Source organism: Mycobacterium kyorinense (assembly GCF_002101735.1).
Classification (GTDB): domain Bacteria; phylum Actinomycetota; class Actinomycetes; order Mycobacteriales; family Mycobacteriaceae; genus Mycobacterium; species Mycobacterium kyorinense.
Map to the genome: position 1 here is coordinate 1 of NZ_LQPE01000038.1, position 17,923 is coordinate 17,923.

The 17,923-nt window shown below is 65.9% G+C and carries 21 protein-coding genes and 1 pseudogene; 14 read left to right on the forward strand and 8 right to left on the reverse strand.

Features of this window, described 5'->3' with window-relative positions:
- Positions 1 to 406: 406 nt before the first annotated feature.
- Entirely contained in the window at positions 407 to 1,930 is a 1,524-nt protein-coding gene (locus AWC14_RS06665) for a multicopper oxidase family protein (protein WP_045385071.1), read from the reverse strand.
- Between the two features lie 110 nt (positions 1,931 to 2,040).
- Positions 2,041 to 3,207: pseudogene (locus tag AWC14_RS06670) on the reverse strand (permease); the annotation flags it as partial.
- 183 nt (positions 3,208 to 3,390) lie between these two features.
- Here AWC14_RS06670 and AWC14_RS28565 point away from each other — a divergent pair.
- The 9 genes from AWC14_RS28565 (at position 3,391) to AWC14_RS06710 (ending at position 10,053) form a co-directional block, all read left to right on the forward strand.
- Positions 3,391 to 3,555 carry a hypothetical protein gene (locus AWC14_RS28565; protein ID WP_156419145.1) on the forward strand — a complete coding sequence of 55 codons (165 nt, stop codon included), beginning with the start codon at positions 3,391 to 3,393 and terminating at the stop codon, positions 3,553 to 3,555.
- Positions 3,556 to 3,843: a copper-sensing transcriptional repressor RicR gene (ricR, locus tag AWC14_RS06675; protein WP_045385073.1), complete on the forward strand. Its 288-nt coding sequence runs from the start codon at positions 3,556 to 3,558 to the stop codon at positions 3,841 to 3,843.
- Positions 3,844 to 4,118: 275 nt separating this feature from the next.
- On the forward strand, positions 4,119 to 4,262 hold the full coding sequence (gene mymT, locus AWC14_RS29465; RefSeq protein WP_081968367.1) for a copper-binding metallothionein MymT: 144 nt from the start codon (positions 4,119 to 4,121) through the stop codon (positions 4,260 to 4,262).
- Positions 4,263 to 4,772: 510 nt separating this feature from the next.
- The gene (locus tag AWC14_RS06685) at positions 4,773 to 5,393 is read left to right on the forward strand and encodes a DUF5134 domain-containing protein (RefSeq protein WP_045385076.1); all 621 of its coding nucleotides are present in this window, start codon (positions 4,773 to 4,775) and stop codon (positions 5,391 to 5,393) included.
- A gap of 259 nt (positions 5,394 to 5,652) precedes the next feature.
- Complete coding sequence (gene lpqS, locus AWC14_RS30305) at positions 5,653 to 6,021, forward strand: putative copper homeostasis (lipo)protein LpqS (protein ID WP_487246464.1); 369 nt, start codon at positions 5,653 to 5,655, stop codon at positions 6,019 to 6,021.
- Between the two features lie 105 nt (positions 6,022 to 6,126).
- Entirely contained in the window at positions 6,127 to 7,266 is a 1,140-nt protein-coding gene (locus tag AWC14_RS06695) for a PLP-dependent cysteine synthase family protein (RefSeq protein WP_045385079.1), read from the forward strand.
- On the forward strand, positions 7,266 to 8,564 hold the full coding sequence (locus AWC14_RS06700; RefSeq protein WP_082632482.1) for an MFS transporter: 1,299 nt from the start codon (positions 7,266 to 7,268) through the stop codon (positions 8,562 to 8,564). Before AWC14_RS06695 ends, AWC14_RS06700 begins: the two co-directional genes overlap by 1 nt.
- Positions 8,552 to 8,842 (forward strand): PE family protein, encoded by a 291-nt coding sequence (locus tag AWC14_RS06705; protein ID WP_045378442.1) that lies wholly within the window; start codon positions 8,552 to 8,554, stop codon positions 8,840 to 8,842. The genes AWC14_RS06700 and AWC14_RS06705 overlap by 13 nt, the downstream gene beginning before the upstream one ends.
- A 20-nt stretch (positions 8,843 to 8,862) precedes the next feature.
- Positions 8,863 to 10,053 (forward strand): PPE family protein, encoded by a 1,191-nt coding sequence (locus AWC14_RS06710; protein WP_045378446.1) that lies wholly within the window; start codon positions 8,863 to 8,865, stop codon positions 10,051 to 10,053.
- Between the two features lie 152 nt (positions 10,054 to 10,205).
- Here the strand turns inward: AWC14_RS06710 and AWC14_RS28570 are convergent, their stop codons facing one another.
- From AWC14_RS28570 to AWC14_RS06725, 3 genes are all read right to left on the reverse strand, one after another.
- The gene (locus AWC14_RS28570; RefSeq protein ID WP_156419144.1) at positions 10,206 to 10,355 is read right to left on the reverse strand and encodes a PIN domain-containing protein; all 150 of its coding nucleotides are present in this window, start codon (positions 10,353 to 10,355) and stop codon (positions 10,206 to 10,208) included.
- Between the two features lie 358 nt (positions 10,356 to 10,713).
- The gene (locus AWC14_RS06720) at positions 10,714 to 12,240 is read right to left on the reverse strand and encodes an MFS transporter (RefSeq protein WP_057003130.1); all 1,527 of its coding nucleotides are present in this window, start codon (positions 12,238 to 12,240) and stop codon (positions 10,714 to 10,716) included.
- On the reverse strand, positions 12,230 to 12,577 hold the full coding sequence (locus AWC14_RS06725; RefSeq protein WP_045378449.1) for a TfoX/Sxy family protein: 348 nt from the start codon (positions 12,575 to 12,577) through the stop codon (positions 12,230 to 12,232). Before AWC14_RS06725 ends, AWC14_RS06720 begins: the two co-directional genes overlap by 11 nt.
- A 156-nt stretch (positions 12,578 to 12,733) precedes the next feature.
- On the opposite strand from AWC14_RS06725, the gene AWC14_RS06730 reads away from it, so the two are divergent.
- Positions 12,734 to 13,387, forward strand: coding sequence for a winged helix-turn-helix transcriptional regulator (locus tag AWC14_RS06730; protein ID WP_045378452.1), 654 nt, complete (start codon positions 12,734 to 12,736; stop codon positions 13,385 to 13,387).
- A gap of 84 nt (positions 13,388 to 13,471) precedes the next feature.
- Positions 13,472 to 13,693, forward strand: coding sequence for a hypothetical protein (locus AWC14_RS29135; RefSeq protein ID WP_142281584.1), 222 nt, complete (start codon positions 13,472 to 13,474; stop codon positions 13,691 to 13,693).
- 430 nt (positions 13,694 to 14,123) lie between these two features.
- Here AWC14_RS29135 and AWC14_RS06740 read toward each other — a convergent pair whose 3' ends face one another.
- The gene (locus AWC14_RS06740) at positions 14,124 to 14,558 is read right to left on the reverse strand and encodes a type II toxin-antitoxin system VapC family toxin (RefSeq protein WP_081968121.1); all 435 of its coding nucleotides are present in this window, start codon (positions 14,556 to 14,558) and stop codon (positions 14,124 to 14,126) included.
- Positions 14,542 to 14,775: an AbrB/MazE/SpoVT family DNA-binding domain-containing protein gene (locus AWC14_RS06745; RefSeq protein ID WP_142281585.1), complete on the reverse strand. Its 234-nt coding sequence runs from the start codon at positions 14,773 to 14,775 to the stop codon at positions 14,542 to 14,544. The genes AWC14_RS06740 and AWC14_RS06745 overlap by 17 nt, the downstream gene beginning before the upstream one ends.
- 343 nt (positions 14,776 to 15,118) lie before the next feature.
- Between AWC14_RS06745 and AWC14_RS28575 the strand changes: the two genes are divergently transcribed.
- Genes AWC14_RS28575 through AWC14_RS06755 form a run of 3 tightly spaced genes read left to right on the forward strand, consistent with a single transcriptional unit; the run spans position 15,119 to position 16,874 of the window.
- Entirely contained in the window at positions 15,119 to 15,274 is a 156-nt protein-coding gene (locus tag AWC14_RS28575; protein ID WP_156419143.1) for a hypothetical protein, read from the forward strand.
- A gap of 38 nt (positions 15,275 to 15,312) precedes the next feature.
- A complete protein-coding gene (locus AWC14_RS06750) occupies positions 15,313 to 15,951 on the forward strand; it encodes a TetR/AcrR family transcriptional regulator (protein ID WP_045378460.1) in 639 nt (212 codons plus the stop codon).
- Positions 15,948 to 16,874 carry an SDR family NAD(P)-dependent oxidoreductase gene (locus AWC14_RS06755; RefSeq protein ID WP_045378463.1) on the forward strand — a complete coding sequence of 309 codons (927 nt, stop codon included), beginning with the start codon at positions 15,948 to 15,950 and terminating at the stop codon, positions 16,872 to 16,874. Before AWC14_RS06750 ends, AWC14_RS06755 begins: the two co-directional genes overlap by 4 nt.
- Here the strand turns inward: AWC14_RS06755 and AWC14_RS06760 are convergent.
- Positions 16,871 to 17,920: an ABC transporter ATP-binding protein gene (locus AWC14_RS06760; protein WP_045378466.1), complete on the reverse strand. Its 1,050-nt coding sequence runs from the start codon at positions 17,918 to 17,920 to the stop codon at positions 16,871 to 16,873. The genes AWC14_RS06755 and AWC14_RS06760 overlap by 4 nt on opposite strands.
- Positions 17,921 to 17,923: the final 3 nt, after the last annotated feature.

Here is a 17,923-nt window from a genome sequence, read left to right on the forward strand (position 1 = left end):
GGCAGGCCATCCGCACCGCCTTCGGATAACCAACAACCCAATCTGACCGCCGATCACGAAAGACCCACTGGCCCTGGAAAACCCCGCCCCACCCGGCGACACGGGACACACCAACCACGCCCCCACACCAAAATCACTAGCCCGCAACACAATTCGATATCAGACCGAGCCCACGCCAATTTCCATGCAAAATCGAGGCTACCTCCTGAGGCAGATTAATCATCGGATGGGCCAATTCCACGCCGATCCCCAACCTCTGCAGGAATGGGTCAATTACCAGCGGCTCGTTGCGACACGAGGAACGCCTCCGTTGTCAGGCGTCGAGCTCACAGCTGATGATCCAATCAGCCTCCAGAGCAGCAGAGCGGGTTGATGTCGTGGCCGCCACCAGCAGTCGGGTTGATCGTCAGGTGGTGTAGTTGAGGCTGGTCATCATGCCGGCTTCTTTGTGATAGGTGTTGTGGCAGTGCAACATCCATATGCCGGGATTGTCGGCGATGAGCTCGACGCGCAGTTTCTGCTTGGGCAACACGTTGATGGTGTCTTTGCGTGCGCCCCGGCTGCCGTCGGGCTTGATCAGTTGGAAGGTGTGGCCGTGCAGGTGCATCGGGTGCCACATCCCGGGCCCGTTGTTGGTGAACGCCAGCGTTGCCCGTTGGCCTTCTTGGATGGCAAGCGGCGAGTTATCGGGGTAGGGCCGGCCGTTGATGGTCCACACGTAGGTGCTCATCGAGCCGCCAAGATCAACGTTAAGGACCGTGTTCGGGTGGGCCGCTCCCAGATCGACGGCCGGTGTGGCGGTGAAAATGTCGACCGTGCCTACGCGGCCGCCCAGTTCGGGTGGCTGAAACCCCGGCTCGGGCGGGCTGCCGGCACCGGTGGCTAGCAGGGCTCGTCCAAGGGCGTTTTTGCCTTCGGCGAGCGCCACGAGGGGAAAGATCCCATCACCGGCGGTGACGATCACGTCGTAGCGTTCGCCCATGCCGATCAGCAGCGCGTCGACGTCGGTGGGTTGCACCGGGTAGCCGTCGGTGTGGGTGACGGTCATGCGGTGTGCGGCCAGCGCGACCCGAAAGGCGGTGTCGGAGCCGGCGTTGATGATCCGGATCCGGATCCGCTGACCGGGTTTAGCCCGGTAAGTGCTGGGCGCGTTGGGGATTCGCCCGTTGATCAGGTAGTACGGGTAGCTGACATCACCGGCGTCCCCGCCGAGCAGGGCGCTGGCGCCCGCAGCGCTGCGGCCGGGCATCGCATCCATGCCGGGCATGTCATGCATGGTGGTGGTTGGTCGGCGCAGCGCCTCGTAGATCTGTTGCGGGGTTTTGCCGATACCGTCGGTCCAGTCGTCGAGCACGACAATCCATTCGCCGTCGTAGCGCGCCGCCTCGTTCGGGTCGTCGACGATCACCGGAAGATACATGCCGTGGTCGGCGTCAAGCCCGGCATGGGGATGCGCCCAGTAGGTGCCCGGGTCGGGTAGCGAGAACCGGTAGGTGAACTCGCGGCCGGCCTCGATGTCGGGGGTGGCGGGTGCGGCACCGTCCATGTCGTTGCGGATCGCGATGCCGTGCCAGTGCACCGAGGTGGGGTGGGCCAGCCGGTTGGCGACGGTGATCGCGAGTGCGTCGCCGACGTTGGCGCGGATCAGCGGACCCGGAATGGCATTGCCGTAGGCCAGGGTGCGCACCAGGGTGCCGCCGAGGTCGATCGTGGCGGGCTGCGGTGTCACCGACGCGGTGACGGTGCGCCCGCTGTGTGGTCGCGCGGCTTCGGCAGCGTTGATGGCGGCGCGCAGGTTTCGGTTCCGATCGGCTGATCGCCCGCACCCGGCCAGCGCCAGCCCGCCGGCGATTGTGGCGGCCACAAACCCGCGCCGGCTCAGCTGGGTGCGGTCAAACGATGACGGGTCACGTTGGTTCTCACCCCGCATTGCGTGTGATCCCAGAGTGGTCCCGAGCCGGCGGTTCACGCATTGCCGCCCTCCTGCGCCGTGTCGTGGTTGTGCTCGGCCGGACTGTGGGCGCCCAGCGGCCTCGTGGCGTGGTCGTGGTCGTGGTGGTGGTGGTCGTGTTCGGTGTCGGGGGAGCCGCCCATCATCCGCAGCATCGCTACGCCACCGGTGGCGATGAAGCGGGCCACCAGCACTGCGGCCAGCACCAGGAACACGATATTGAGCCAGGTGGTGTAGTTCCACGAGATTCCGGCATGCATCACCGTCGCGTTGCGCTCGGCGGGGATCAGACCGATTGTGCCGAACAGTATTTCGACCAGGTATCCGGCGGCGACCATCGCCGCGTAGAAGGTGCCGAGCAAGGTCAGCATCATTTTGGTGCCGTAGTACTTGCGGTAGATATTGAGGATCGGAAGGATCAGCAGGTCGGCGAAGATGAAGGCGATGACCCCGCCGAAGCTGATGCCGCCGTTCCACAACACCGCAGCCAGTGGCACGTTGCCGATCGAGCAGACGAACGACGCGATGGCCACGATGGGCCCCACGATCGGCCCCCATAGCGCTGACAGCGTCGGATGGTCGGTGAGAAAGAAGTTCTGCCAGAACGATTCGGGCACCCAGGCGGCGATCGCCCCGGCGATCAACAAACCTAACACCAGGTCACGCAGGATCGCCGCCCACTCCATGACGAATACATGCGAAACCGAGGTGAAAGCCTGCCGTGAGAACAGCCGCTGCCAAAACGAGCCTTCGCGTTGGACCGACATGTCCATTGCGGCGTGGCCTTCCATCGAGCCGGAGATGCCGCGTTCGGCCTGCGCGCGGGCGGCGTCGATGAGCCGGGACCGCACAAACAGCCGAAACAGCACGGCCAGCACCACGATCATCAGTGGGCCACCGACGAATTCGGCGGCGGTGAACTGCCAGCCCATCAGCAGCGCCATGATGATGCCCAACTCGACCACCAGGTTGGTCGAACCGATCTCGAAGGCCATGGCGGCGGTGAAGTTGGCGCCTTTGCGGAACAGCGATCGGGCCAGCGCCACCGCGGCATACGAACACGACGACGAGGCGGCACCCAGCGCCGTCGCGGCGGCCAGGGTGCGGGGCCGGTCATCACCCATCAGCCCCACGATCGTCGAGCGGCGCACCACCGCCTGCACCAGCGCCGACAGCGCGAACCCGACAATCAGCGCCCACAGGATCTCCCAGGTCATCGAACCCGCCAGCGCCAGCGCGCGGCCGATTGCCTCCATCGCCGTCACCTGCCTTTCGTAGCGCCTTCGCCAACGCCCCAACCTATACCCCTTGGGGGTATAGGTCAAACATCGTTCTTGCCGACTACCAAAGCACCGGCCGACGACCGGGGCGGGGCCAGCGACGGCCGGGCGGTCGTCATGGGCATACCTGACCGGGGTATCGGCAGGTAGGCTGGGCGCATGAGGTCCACTATCGGCGCCGCCGCGCAGCAGCCGCCCTGTGTAAGCGCTGCAGTGGCAGGTGCGATCGCGATCAGCGACCACGTCAACACCGAGGTGGCGATGGCCATCGTCGCCTCGGATCGCGCCCGGATCAAACCGATCACCGGGATGCTAGGAGGCTAGATGGCAACCGAACAGGGCTATTCGGCGCAGAAGGACAACTACGCCAAGCGACTGCGCCGCATCGAAGGCCAAGTGCGTGGCATCGCGAAAATGATCGACGAAGACAAGTACTGCATCGACGTCCTCACCCAGATCAGCGCGGTCAACAGTGCTCTGCGGGCGGTGGCGCTGAACCTGCTCGACGAACACCTGGGCCACTGCGTGAGCCGCGCGATCTCCGATGGCGACGAGGCCGACGCCAAAATCGCCGAAGCCTCAGCCGCCATCGCGCGACTTGTTCGCTCCTGACCACCTACTGGTAGCGCAACAGAGCGCTGGCCAATCGATGCTTGACGTGACGTGTCGAAGGCCCACACCACTCTCATCGGAGGAAGGCGCGGGCTCTGCGGTGCCGGCAGCGCGGCGGCAGCGTTCACCTCAGTCCCCGTCCGAGGGTTTACTACCTACCCGTAGGGGGTATATGTTGGCAATGTGGTTGCCCATCGTGGCGGCAACCCGAAAGTGAACTACCCACTGGCTGGGTCCCGTGACGGGGCCCCACCACACGATGAGAGGTGAAATCAATGGCAAACGAGACAGGCACCGTTTTGACCTGTACCCACGAGGGTTGTGGATGCCGGGTTCGCATCGAGACCGAATGCCACTGCCCTGGGGCCGATCAGCCGTATCGGTGCACGTGCGGCGAGGAACTCGTCCCCGCCAGCTAGTAGCAAGTTGCGCAACTAGCCATGCCGCCGCCCGGGTGCTAAAGCCCGCGATCGCCTGAGCGTGGGGTGCAGACGCGCCGTGCCACCGTTCATCGCCAGACGATTTCGTCATCGGTGACACGGCGCGCCCACGTTACCCAATCTCAAGGCCACACAGTGGTGTTCGCAGCCGGCGACCGGCCCATGGCGGCTGTCAGCGTGAACGCCGAGGAAGCTGTCGGCACGCTATGCCGGCCGGGCCGGCTCTCAACAGGCCGTGCCCACCCGGGGCCGGTGCTGCAGGAGCGGCTGACGGGCCATAAGGGCGGCCCGCACGCCATTGCGATGAATCGATAAGGGAGAGCGGATTTTTCGTGCTAGCAGCGGGATACGAGTCGGCGCCGGCAACAACAGCGCCGCACATGGATACGCCAGCGCCAAGGCGGCAATCCTGAACACGTTGGATGAGCCCGGTTCGGCTGCACGTGTGAACGCCGGCCAGGCATAAGCGGCCGGTAGCGATACGCGCGAATGTTTCACGAGTTCCCGCCCGTGGTGCGCTGGAGCCTGGTCGTCGTGACCGCGATCGCGTTGGGAATCAGCCTCGTTCGACTCGGCTGGCGCAGATCCGTGCAGCAGACGACGGGCTTCTACGCAACCGATTGTGAATCCGATGCCGGTCACGCCGTGATGCTCACCGGCATGCTCGTCATGTTCGCCGCGCCGCGAGCACCTATCCCAGTGGGCGCATGGCGCAGTATCTTCACCGGCGCCGTGGGGTGTTTTGCCGTACTGTTGGTGGCTCGTGTCGTTCAGCGGCGAGCACAGCGGCCAGCCGATCGTCGCACCGACCACATCGCCGCGGCCGGCTACCACCTCGTGGTGGCGGCGGCGATGCTCTATATGACGTTCGGGTCAGAATCGATGCCGGCAATGGCCGGAATGGATCACCCGCAGCTACCGTTGCCTGCCCTGGCGTGGGCGCTGATCGTGCTGTTGATCGCCGATGCGCTCGTCCAGGTTGTCGCCGCCGCGACACTGCGGGCGCCCAGCCTCGCCGCAGCCAAACTCCCAGCATCGATCCGGATCGGTGTCTTTCCGCAAACTGTCATGGATGTCGCCATGGCAATCATGCTCGTCGCCATGCTCTAGATCGACCGAAAGCAGGTTTATACCCCTTGCGGGTATCGGGTATGTGGGTTTATTGTCGGGTTGTGAAGCGTTTCCGGCCCATCCGCGTTACGCGCTTCGACCTGGATGAAGCGGTCGATGCGGTGAGTGCTCGCGGGTCGGTAACGGCGCGGCGCCACACGGTTGTGGGGGCCGCGGTGCCGGGCAGTGCTGATGGAGTCGAGGCACCGTGAGGCTCAACCAGGTCGGCGGATCGTCCCAGCGGCGTTTGGTTCTGCGGGTGGGGGTAGCCGCGGCCGTGGTGTGGGTGCTCACGCTGGGCCTGTGCGGATTGCACCACATGGCATCACGTCCGGGTCAGGTGGGGCAGCCGGTGTTGGTGTCGGCCAGTGAGCAGCTCGCCGTCCACGCTGATCACGCCTATCTTGGCGACGGTTCCTCGCACGCTTGCCCGGAACAGTTCGCGACCGCGGTGTTGCCGCGGTCAGCGACCGCGTTGGCGACGCTGGGAGCGGTTGTCGCGGTGGTCGCCGTTATGGGATGGGCGGCGCCGCTTATGGTTTCGGCTGGGCGGGGCCCGCCCCGAGCACCGGCGAGTGTTGTTACCGGTCACGATCTGTTGACGCGGTTCTGCCTGGCACGTCGCTGACTGGTCAGCGTCAGGTCGTTGTGCCTGCCACAACGGCCGGTGATCGCTGACCCTTGTCAACGGCCGCTGCTCTGTTCGCGGCCCGCCGCGGAAGCGACAATTCCCATGACTCACGTTGTGTCCCTTGCTCATCGTGTCCACCCGATCCACACGCTAAAGACACTCAAGCCGCGCCGCTGCGGACCCGCGGCCGGCGCCTATCGCCGTCCCGGCGCATTGGTGGGCCACACCCCAGTTTTGCGGATTTCGGCCCCGCTGACGCCGCCCGACCGGGGTTTTTGGGCCAAGCTCGAAGGCTTCAACCCCGGCGGCAGCATGAAAGATCGCCCCGCCATGCACATGGTGGAGATGGCCCGGGCCCGCGGTGGGTTGCGCCCCGGCGCCCGGATCGTCGAATCCACCAGCGGCAGTCTGGGATTAGGGCTGGCGCTGGCCGGTATGGCCTACGGGCATCCGGTCACGGTGGTCACCGACACCGGCATGGAGCCGATCATCCAGCGGCTGCTGGCCGCCTACGGCGCCGAGGTGGATCTGGTTACCGAACCGCATCCGGTCGGCGGCTGGCAGCAGGCCCGCAAGGACCGGGTCGCCCAACTGCTGGCCGAAGATCCCGACGCCTGGAATCCCGACCAGTACAACAACCCCGACAACGTCGCCGGCTACCAGTCGCTGGCCTTGGAGCTCATCGACCAGCTCGGCGGCGTCGATGTGCTGGTGTGCTCGGTGGGCACCGGCGGCCACTCGGCCGGGGTGGCACGCGTACTGCGCCAATTCAACCCGGCGATGCGGCTCATCGGGGTGGACACCATCGGCTCGACCATCTTCGGCCAACCCGCCGCCAGCCGGCTGATGCGCGGCCTGGGATCGAGCATCTACCCCGGCAACATCGATTACGACGCGTTCGACGAGCTGCACTGGATCGCCCCCGCCGAGGCCGTCTGGGCCGCCCGCGCCCTGGCCGCCACCCACCACGCCAGCGGCGGCTGGAGCGTGGGCGCGGTCGCCCTGGTCGCCGGCTGGGCCGCACGAACTTTCTCCAAAGACACCACGATTGCCGCGGTCTTCCCCGACGGGCCGCAACGCTACTTCGACACCATCTACAACGACGACTACTGCTGCCAGCACGGTCTGCTCGATCGTGAGCCACCGCCGCAACCCGCGGTCATCACCCACCCCAACCAACAGGTGGTGACCGCCTGGACCCGAACCACCACCGTCATCAACCCGGCGAAAGCGTTGTGGTGATGGGGTTTATCGCGCGATTCCGCAGCTTTGACCCACCCAGCCGGATGCTGATGCTCAACCAGTTCGGCATCAACGTCGGCTTCTACATGCTGATGCCCTATTTGGCCGGCTACCTGGCCGGCCCGCTGGGGCTCGCGGCCTGGGCGGTCGGGCTGGTGCTCGGGGTGCGCAACTTCTCCCAACAGGGCCTGTTCATCATCGGCGGCACGCTGGCCGACCGCATCGGCTACAAGCCGCTGATCGTGGCCGGCTGCCTGCTGCGCACCGGCGGGTTCGCCCTGCTGGTCGTCGCCCAATCCTTGCCGGCCGTGTTGATCGCCGCAGCGGCCACCGGATTCGCGGGCGCCTTGTTCAACCCGGCGGTGCGCGCCTATCTGGCCGCCGACGCCGGCGATCGCCGCGTGGACGCCTTCGCCGTGTTCAACATGTTCTACCAGGCCGGAATCCTGCTCGGCCCGCTGCTCGGAGTCGCCTTGGTCGCCATCGACTTTCGGATCACCGCCACAGCGGCCGCGATTATCTTCGCCGCGCTCACAGTTGCGCAGCTGTTCGCATTGCCCCAGCACCGCACCGACCCGACGACGCCGGCAGCCAGACCGTCGATACTGCAGGACTGGCGGGTCGTCGTCGGCAACCGATCGTTTCTGCTGTTCGCCGCCGCCATGATCGGCTCCTACGTGTTGACCTTCCAGGTCTACCTCGCGCTGCCGCTGCAAGCCTCGATGCTGGCGCCACGCTCCCAAACCTGGCTCGTAGCAGCACTATTCGCGGTATCAGGTCTGGTCGCGGTCGCCGGACAGCTGCGCATCACCCGCTGGTTCGCCACCCGCTGGACCTCGGGACGCAGCCTGGTCATCGGCATGATCATCCTGGCCGCATCCTTCGTGCCGCTGATCATCGTCCCCGACACCCAGCGTCTCGGCGCTGCCGCCGCGGTGGGCGCCCTACTGCTATCGGCGGCCCTGCTCGCGCTCGGCTCGGCGGCGGTGTTCCCCTTTGAGATGGACACCGTGGTCGCCCTGGCCGGCGGCCGGCTCGTGGCCACCCATTACGGGTTCTACAACACGATCGTCGGCGCCGGAATCCTCCTCGGCAACCTGGCCACCGGATCGCTATTCGGTGCCACACACCGCCTCGGTGTCGGCGAACTGCTCTGGGCCGCATTGACTTTCGTCGGTGTCAGCGCTGCAGTCGCCCTGCACCGGCTCAACCCCGCACCCCCCGAGATCAACGTGGGGTCTTTCGCCAAACCACAAGCCCAGTCACCAGCAGTGAGGAGAAAGCCATGTCGTTTGTGAGCACACAGCCTGAGGCGTTAACGGCGGCGGCAGCCGACGTGCGGACTATCGGTTCGGCACTGAATGCATCGAATGCGACGGCGGCCGTGACCACCACCGGGGTGATTCCCGCTGCGGCCGATGAGGTGTCGGCGCTAACGGCTGCGCAGTTCAGTGCGCACGCCCAGTGGTATCAGACCATCCGCGCATCGATTCATGAACTCTTCGCGATCACCCTGCGCACCAGCGGCAGTTCGTATGCGGCCACCGAGGCCGCCAACACTCTCACCGCCGGCTAACCAATTTATGAGGTGAAGAAATGGATTTCGGCGCGCTACCACCGGAAATCAACTCAGCCAGAATCTATGCCGGGCCCGGGGCGGGGCCGACGCTGGCCGCAGCGACCGCCTGGGATCAGCTGGCCGACGAACTGTATTCGGCGGCGGTCTCCTACCACTCCGTCGTCACCGGGCTCACCACCGGGCCATGGCTAGGCCAGGCCTCGGCGGCGATGGCGGCCGCGGCAGCGCCCCATGTGACGTGGCTGACAACCACCGCCACCCACGCCGAGCAAACCGCGCACCAAGCCCGCACCGCAGCAGCCGCCTATGAGGCGGCGTTATCGATGACGGTGCCCCCACCACTGGTCGCGGCCAACCGTGCCCTGTTGATGTCGCTGATCGCCACCAACGTTTTGGGCCAGAACACCCCGGCGATCGCGGCCACCGAGGCCCACTACGCCGAAATGTGGGCCCAAGACGCCGCCGCCATGTATGGCTATGCGGCGAACTCCGCGGCCGCGGCGACACTGACACCGTTCACCCCACCGCAGCAGACCACCAGTCCGGGCGCGCTAGCCGGGCAAGCCGCCGCGCTCGCCCAAGCGACCGGCACATCCGCCGCGACAAACACACAAGCCGCCTTGTCACAGGCGATGTCGGCGCTGCCCACCGCCCTGCAAGGGTTCGCATCACCGCTGTCGTCGACGTCGGCCACATCGTCGCTGTCGTCGCTGAACTCCGCCCTGAGCTCGTTGAGTCCGGCCTTATCGATGACAAGCTCGGCCGGCTGGATATCCAGTGCGCTGCTATCGAACGCCAATCAGCTCAAGTCTTTGATGCCGGGCGCCGCCGCCAGCAACACAGCGTCGGGATCGGCCCTGGTGGGCGGGCTCAGTTCGGCGACAAGCGCACCGGTGCCACGGGGCCTAACCGATCTCGCTAGCGCGGGCGGTGGTGCGGCAGTGTCGGCGGGCATGGGCCGAGCGGGCGCGCTCGGCGCCTTGTCGGTGCCGCAAAGCTGGGCCAGCGCAGCCCACACCACCAGCTCCGCCGCCCCGGTACTGCCGGGCCTCAAGCTGGGCGCGGCACCGACGGTCGCCCCCGCTGAACCAGCAGGCATGCTCGGCGGACTGCCGCTGGCGACGTCGGCCGGACGCGGCACCGACAGCTCCGCTTCCCGGCCGGGGCCACGCATCACAGTAATCCAGCGGCCACCGACCGCCGGATAACGAAACGACGACCCATCCGGCGACGATCGCCACATCGCCACACCGGGCAGGTTTCGTGGTCTCGAAACCCCAAGTCCAGATGCCTCAGGTCAAATGAAAACTACGACGATCGAACCAGAGCGAGGTTTTCACTCGACCTGAGGCACCGCAGCTCAGAAGTAGTCACGTGCCTCACCTCCGATGAAAACGGACAGGACTTCCACGAAGCCGGCCGCGGCAAAAACTTGGTCGAACGCTAACGCCTTGCGCAGGCGGCGATCGCGCGGGACACGAAACCTCGTTGCATCCACATAGGAGTACATCCGCTCATCATGCGTTCGGAACCACTCCCACGCCGCCGATTCTTGCTCCTCGGTAACCCGGTGCACCACAGCGCCACAGGTCATCCGCTCCCGACTCGAGTGGCGTTACAGTGATTACATATAACGCGCGCGAGGTTTGTCCGCCTCGAGCCAGCGACTACGACCTCCTTGGCGAAACCGGCGAGTGGAAGCGGGGGCCCTGTCTGGCGACAATTCGTCACGGTGACGAATCCGCTTCCCCGCGCCATTTCGACAGCAAAGACGATTTGGTCGTCATAGCTAGTACTTCCGGGTTCAGACCGGATCGCCAACGACAGCAATGGCTTTCCCGATGACCCAGCCCACGCGACGATCGTGTTTAGGCCGTGCCCGCTGATTCCAATTTTTCTGCCGATGTCGAAAACGGAGGCTGGAACCGTCGGCCGGGCAGCGCCACCATGCCTGCGGCCGCCGCTGCGTAACACAGAGCCGCGACCATCGTGCAGGCCACTGCTAGGCCGGACAGGAACGAGTCCTGCGCAGCGGCGAGCAGCTCCGGATGGCGGGCCGCGATACTGAACGCGACCGGGACCGAATCGGCAGCCTCGGCGGCCTTCCCGGTTGCCGCGAAGGCGGTGTCGACGAGACGGGCGCCAAAAATCGATGAGAACACCGAGCCGACGACGGCCACACCCATCGTCGAGCCCAACTCGCGGGTGGCATCGTTGACCGCCGAGCCGACTCCCGCTCGAGAAGGCGGGAGTACGAGCATGATGGATTCCGTTGCCGGAGTGGCGATTAGCCCCATGCCCAGGCCCATCAACAGCATCTGCATGACGATCGTTGTCCAGTAGGGCGTGTCGGCCGCGACGCTGCCGGCGATCCACGCCATCGCCGTGCCGAACGAGACGAGCCCGGCGACCACCACCGCGCGGGTGCCCACGCGAGTAGCGAGCAGTCCGCCGACTAGCGAGCCGACCGCGATCGACAGTGCGACCGGCAGGATACGGGCTCCGGTTGAAAATGGGCTGAACTCGCGGAGCACCTGGAAGTACTGGGTGATCAGGAAGATGAACCCGGCTAGTGCAAAGAAGGTGACCGTCACCGCTCCGCTGGCGGCGCTGAATCGTCGATCGGTGAACAGCCGCACATCGAGCATTGGGTGTTCAGCTGCGCGCTCCACCGCCACGAATGCCACGGCCAGACCGAGAGCGATAACGAACCCGATGAGCGTCGCGTTGCTGCGCCAGCCGCGTTCGGGGGCCTCGATAATCGTGTAGACGAGCACGCCGAGCAGCGCGATCGAAGCCACCAGGCCGCGGATGTCCAACGCGGGCACCGAAGGATCGCGTGACTCAGGGACCAGGAAGAAGCCGAGAACCGAAGCCACGAGAGCGACCGGCACCAGAGCCCAGAACACGCTGCCCCAGTAGAAGTGTTCGAGGAGTAGTCCGCCGCTGACCGGTCCGGATGCGACACCGACCCCGACAACCGCACCCCATCCCCCGAGTGCTGCCGCGCGCTGGCGGCGGTCGGGGAAGGCGTTGGTGATGATCGACAGCGTCGTGGGGAAAATCAGCGCGGCGAACGCCCCCATGCTGAAACGCGCCGCGACCAGTGCGCCGGTGTTGTGAGCCATGGCCCCCGCCGCGCTGGTCACAGCGAATCCGAGCAATCCGACCAGCAGGGCCGGCCGTCGTCCGTAGCGGTCCGAGATACTTCCCGCGGCGAGTACCAGCGCTGCGAACGTGAGGTTGTAGCCATCGACGACCCACTGCAGTCCGCGCGTGTCCGCGCCGAGCTCGGTGGCGATGCTGGGCAGCGCAACGTTGACGATCGTGACGTCGAGGTTGATCGCGAGCACCGCCACGTACACCGCAACCAGAATTCCCGCGCTACGACGCATGACGGCTCCGCGGCGGAATGCGTTCGGCACTCGTGATTCCGATGCCGATCCACCTCGCGAGCTGACGCTGGGTGCGCAGGTGGTCACCGTCGACGCGCAGCCATCCCCGGACGGAGCGTCCCTTCATCTGCATGGGCTGTGCGGTGCCGGTTGCCAGCAATCGGTCGACACGTGCCGGATCAACCCGCACCAGGAGTCCGCCTTGACCACTGGCCGCGACCGCTAGCTTGCCGGCGACTAGGAAGGCCAATCCTCCGAACATGGCCTGTTCATGCACCTCTGGGGTGTTGGCCAGCTGCTCCCGGATACGAGCAGCCAAGTCGGTGTCGTAGGCCACTAAGCCTCCCTGAGTTTGCCGCGCGGACACTTGCCGGCAGGTGGCTTTGTGTGCCAGTCACGGATCGCGGCGACGAACTCCTCGAGCATGGCCACTCCCTCACGTCCGGTCTACTTGGTATACTCAAGTCAACTTGAAAATGTCAAGGAGCACTTAGTGGCCCGAAGCTACGGCCAGTACTGCGGACTGGCGCGCGCGCTCGAGGTTGTGGGCGATCGGTGGAATCTGCTGATCGTGCGCCAGCTCCTCATTGCTCCGGCCCGCTACCAGGAGCTACTTGATGGGCTCCCCGGCATCGCCACCAACCTGCTCGCCGATCGGCTGCGCGATCTGGAAGCCGCCGGAGTGATCGAACGGCGCCTGGCCGAAGGCAGCAGGGCAATCACCTACGCGCTCACCACCTGGGGCGCCCAACTACGCGAGCCGATCGAGGGCCTGATCCGCTGGTCCACGCCGCTCATGATCCGAGGGCCCGAAGGCGATAGCTTCCGCGCCGACGGCCTCCTGGTCGCGTTGCCCGCCCTGTTCCGCGGCAGAGTGCCTGCACACCGGCCCGCGACCGTTGGGATAACCGTGAACGGCGATGCCGACCGTCGAGTTGTTCAGATGCGGGCGACGCGCTCAGGCATCGAGGCGAGCCCGCACGATGATCGACAACTAGACGCGGTTCTAACCGCTGACGCACAAATAATTCTCGGGCTGGCGACAGGCCTGCTCTCACTCGACGACGTGCTCGGGCTCGTCGACATCCAAGGCGATGAAGCCGCCGTGCGAGCTATTTTCAGCGCACCCGTCGACCCATTCCCGTGATCCCTCACCTCTCCCCTGGGAGGGCTCGGGTCGGCTTTACGCGCGATCCCGCTTTTCCCGCCTGGCCCAAGGCAATTCGGCACTGTGACCGAAACGCCTGAAGCGCAGTGCTATTCGTCGACCCGCCCGTCGCTGCCGACCCAGTCTCGCTACTGCGGCGGCGGGGGCGCTACCGGCTGGCAGGCATTGGCTCCCGGGTTCCACCAGTTGCCGGGGCCGCAGTCAGGAGGCGGCGGCGGCGTCACAGGCTGGCAGGCGTTGGCTCCCGGATTCCACCAATTGCCCGGGCCGCAATCAGGGGGTTGAGCCGAGCCCACGCCGGGCGACACTGCTGCCACGTACGTCATGGGCGCTAATGCCACCGCGGCGGCGCAGACCGCGCGACGAACGAACATCCTCATCGAACCCTCCCATCAGAAGCGTCCAGACCCCAAGCTGGACGTGGCTCTTACGACGACTACCCACTCGGGCGGCTCCACAATCACCACTTCATGCGTTCGTCCGCGTCGGCCAGTGCGACCAGCATGCTCGTCGCTGCACTAAAAGCTGGAGGTTTGAGTCCGATGCGGGGCATCAGGTCGACCGCTCAGTTGATAAGGCGACGACGAGGCGGCCTCCGCCCACGCCGGCGCCTTTCCGTGTGTAGGGCCGCACTGTGACACAATCGCCTGGGGCGCAGTGCTATTCGTCCGGAGCCGAGCAGCACTCATTGCCGTCCAACAATGGGATGTGCGGTTCATCTCGAAATCGGAGATAGCACTTCGTAATTGACCCCAAGCACACGATACGTGGGTTCGGCCCGTCGATCGCAGGTCACGAGCGGCAACTGGTGCTTGCGGGCAGCCGCGCCGACGAGACCGTCGTAAACCGCGCCGCCGGCCAAGCCCGCTTCGGCAATCTCCCGTAATACGTGCTTTGTATCTGTCGCAGACAGGAAGCGAGACTCCGGAAAATTGTTCTCCTCTAAGCGAAGTGCTGCTACAGGAGTGAGGCGGTGTGGCGGCGGCAGTCGCGTGAGTACCGACAGCAACTCCGCCGCGGCATGCCCCGACATTCCACGGTGGCAGCCGAGGAGCCTGGCCTTGGCGGCGAGGTGAAATGGATTCTCGCGCTGCGCCAGCGCAAGCGCCGCGCTGGTGTCGACCAGGACATGTTCAGCGCTGGTCGGCAAGCCTCAACTCCCTGATCGCGTCGGCATCGAGCTCTGGTCCGCCACCGGGCAGCAATAGAATCCCGTCTTCTTCGACAAGGTCTTCGGCTGCCACGCTTTCGATGCGGATAGCAGCCCCGTCGAGGGATATCTCGACTTCACCGGAGGTGATTCCCGATTGCTCGCGGAGCGACTTCGGGATCACCAAGCGCCCGGCCTTGTCTATGGTAGTACGCATACCATTAGGTTACCATCGCAGTGGTACCGGGATAGTCAGCCTTCAACGTCTCCTCGCGCATCGGTGGGTCCAGCCGGACAGCTACCAACGTGTGGTACCTGCGGGTACCATCACAGTCGTCGGCGGTTTGCTGCCGACTCAAGATCACTCTCCGACGAGGGTTCGCTATGAGGCCGATGACCGCCGATCAATCGGTCATCGCTGCCGCTCGCGAGGCATTTTTGAGTTCCGGGGTGGAAGTCGCCACACGTTCGGCCAGAAACTCTGCGGGCTTGGCGACGGTCGCTGGCCGCGGGGGCCCGCAGTGATGCGCAGCCGCCCGTAGTGATGTCCGGCGTGGACCGTGTCCGAAACCGCCGAGACCGTCGCGGTCGAGTTGCGCAGCGGCACATTGCCGCAGGCGGTCGGACGCATGTGCCCGATGATCGCGGTGTTCGGCACCCTTGACGTGCCGCTGCAGAGTCCGCTGGGCGATCGTCACGTTGTCACCGTGTTCTGAGCCTTGACGCTGTATGTAGCGCTCGCTACACTAGGGAAGTGACCCGTGCTCGGCAAGATACGGGATCGCGAGACCAACTGCTCGACGCCGCCGAGCGTCTCATGGCCGAGAAAGGCTATGCGGCAACACCGGTTTCGGCTATCTGCAAGGCCGCTGGTGTGCCGGTGACGTCGTTGTATTGGCACTTCGGCAGCAAAGACGGGCTGCTGGCCTCGGTGATGGAACGCGGCGCCGACCGGTGGTTTGCCGCGCTGCCCCGCTGGGAGGACTTTGACGGGCCGGCGGAGCAGCACGCCGAGGCGCTGCAAACTCAAGGAGCAGACGCCGTCGCCGCCAACCCGGACTTCTTGCGGCTGTTCTACACGCTGGCCATCGAGGGCCAACACGACCAGGGGGCCGCCGAGACCGTGCAGCGGGTCCGCGGCCACGCCCTGGCCTATTTCCGGTCGGCAATCGAGCATGTGCTGACGCCGCTGTGCGACGCCAGCACGGCACACCTTGCCGCCGACGATCTCGCCCACTTCGCCGTCGCGTTCTCCGACGGCTGCTTTTTTGCCTTGCAGCTCGAGCCGGAGACCACCGACCTGCAGCAGATGTATGCCGACCTCTTTACGGCGATCCGCGCGCTCGCACCCGCCGCCATCGACCGCGCCACGCGAAAGGGGTCGACATCATGAGTGCACACAACTCTGTCCTGATCACCGGCGGCACCGGCAGCCTGGGTTATCGCACCGCGAAACTGCTTGCCCAGCAGGGCTGGTCGGTGGTCATCACCGGCCGAAAAGCGGCCGCAACCGGGAAAGCGGCGGAGGACCTCGCACGCGACACCGGCAGCGACGTGACCGGCTTGCCACTGGATTTGACGTCGCTTGACGACGTGCGTCGATTCGCCACCGAGCTGACCGGTCGTCGCATGCCGCTTCGCGCGATCGTCTGCAACGCAGGCATCCAACTCGTGTCCGGCGACAGCCGTACTCCCGACGGGATGGAGACGACGTTCGTCGTCAACCACCTGGCCCAGTTTCTGCTGATCCACTTACTCCTGCCGGCAATGACCACGCCGGGACGGATTGTGCTGGTGGCCAGTGATACTCACGACCCCGCTCGGCACACCGGCATGCCCGCGCCGCACTATGTCGACGCGCGTTCGGTGGCCTATCCCGCAGCGGACGGCACCGACGCCGCCCTGGTCGGCCGCCGCCGATACACCACGTCGAAGCTGTGCAATGTGCTGAACGCCTACGAGCTCGACCGCCGGTTAGCCGCAGGTGAACTGGGTCCCGCATCTGTGACGGTCAACGCATTCGACCCGGGCCTGATGCCGGGGACCGGGCTGGCCCGTGACTATTCGGGAATCCAGGCATTCGCGTGGCGCTACCTACTCCCGGCACTGACGGTGGTGCCGGGCATCAACGTGCATACGCCGGCCCAATCCGGCCGGGCGCTGGCCCGGCTGGTCACCGATCCCGCTCTGGAAAACACGTCAGGCCGGTACTTTTCGGGCAAGCGGGAGACCCGCTCCTCGGCCGAGTCCTACGACCGCGCCAAAGCGGCCGACCTGTGGGACACGAGCATGCAGCTGGCCGGCCTGGCAAGCTAGATCCGGCGGCCGTCGGCGCCGAAGAAATGCAGATGATCGGGCTGGGGGCGCAGTCGTACCCGGCTGCCGCGCGGCGGTGGGTTGTGGCCGTCGGCGCGGGCGATCACCGGATGCTCGGTTTCCGCGACCCGCCCGTAGAGGTACGCGTCGGCGCCGAGCTCCTCGACGACGTCGACCTCCATCTCGACGCCGAGCCCGCCCACCTCGAGATGCTCGGGCCGAATGCCGACCGTCACTTGGTCCGCAGTGATCTCCCGCGACAGCGGGATCAGCCAATCACCCAGGGACACCGCCTGATCGGTCACCGGCAAGGTGAACAGGTTCATCGCCGGCGAGCCGATGAACTCCGCGACGAACACGTTGACCGGGTTGCGGTAGAGCTCCCGCGGCGGCGCGTATTGCTGCAGCACGCCGTCGCGCAAGACCGCGACCCGGTCGCCCATCGTCATGGCCTCGACCTGGTCGTGTGTCACGTACACGGTGGTGGTGCCCAATCGGCGCTGCAGTCCGGCGATCTGGTTGCGGGTTTGGACCCGCAGCTTCGCGTCGAGGTTGGACAGCGGTTCGTCCATCAGGAAGACCAGCGGCCGGCGCACGATCGCGCGGCCCATTGCCACCCGTTGGCGTTGTCCGCCGGAGAGATCTTTGGGCTTGCGGTCGAGGTAGGGCTCCAGGTCGAGCAGCCGCGCCGCGTCCAGCACGCGCTCGCGGATCTCGCCCTTCGGGGTTCGGGCGATCTTCAACGCGAAACCCATGTTCTGCGCGACGGTCATGTGCGGGTAGAGCGCGTAGTTCTGAAAGACCATCGCGACGTCGCGGTCCTTGGGATCGTCGTCGGTGACGTCGCGGTCGCCGATGCGGATACGCCCGGAGTCAACGGTTTCCAAGCCGGCGATCATCCGCAGCGACGTCGTCTTGCCGCATCCGGACGGCCCGACCAGCACGACGAACTCGCCGTCGTCGACGGCAAGGTCGAGGTGGTCCAGCGCCGGCCGCTGCGTGCCGGGATAGCGGCGCGTCGCCTGCTCGAAGGTCACCGACGCCATTGG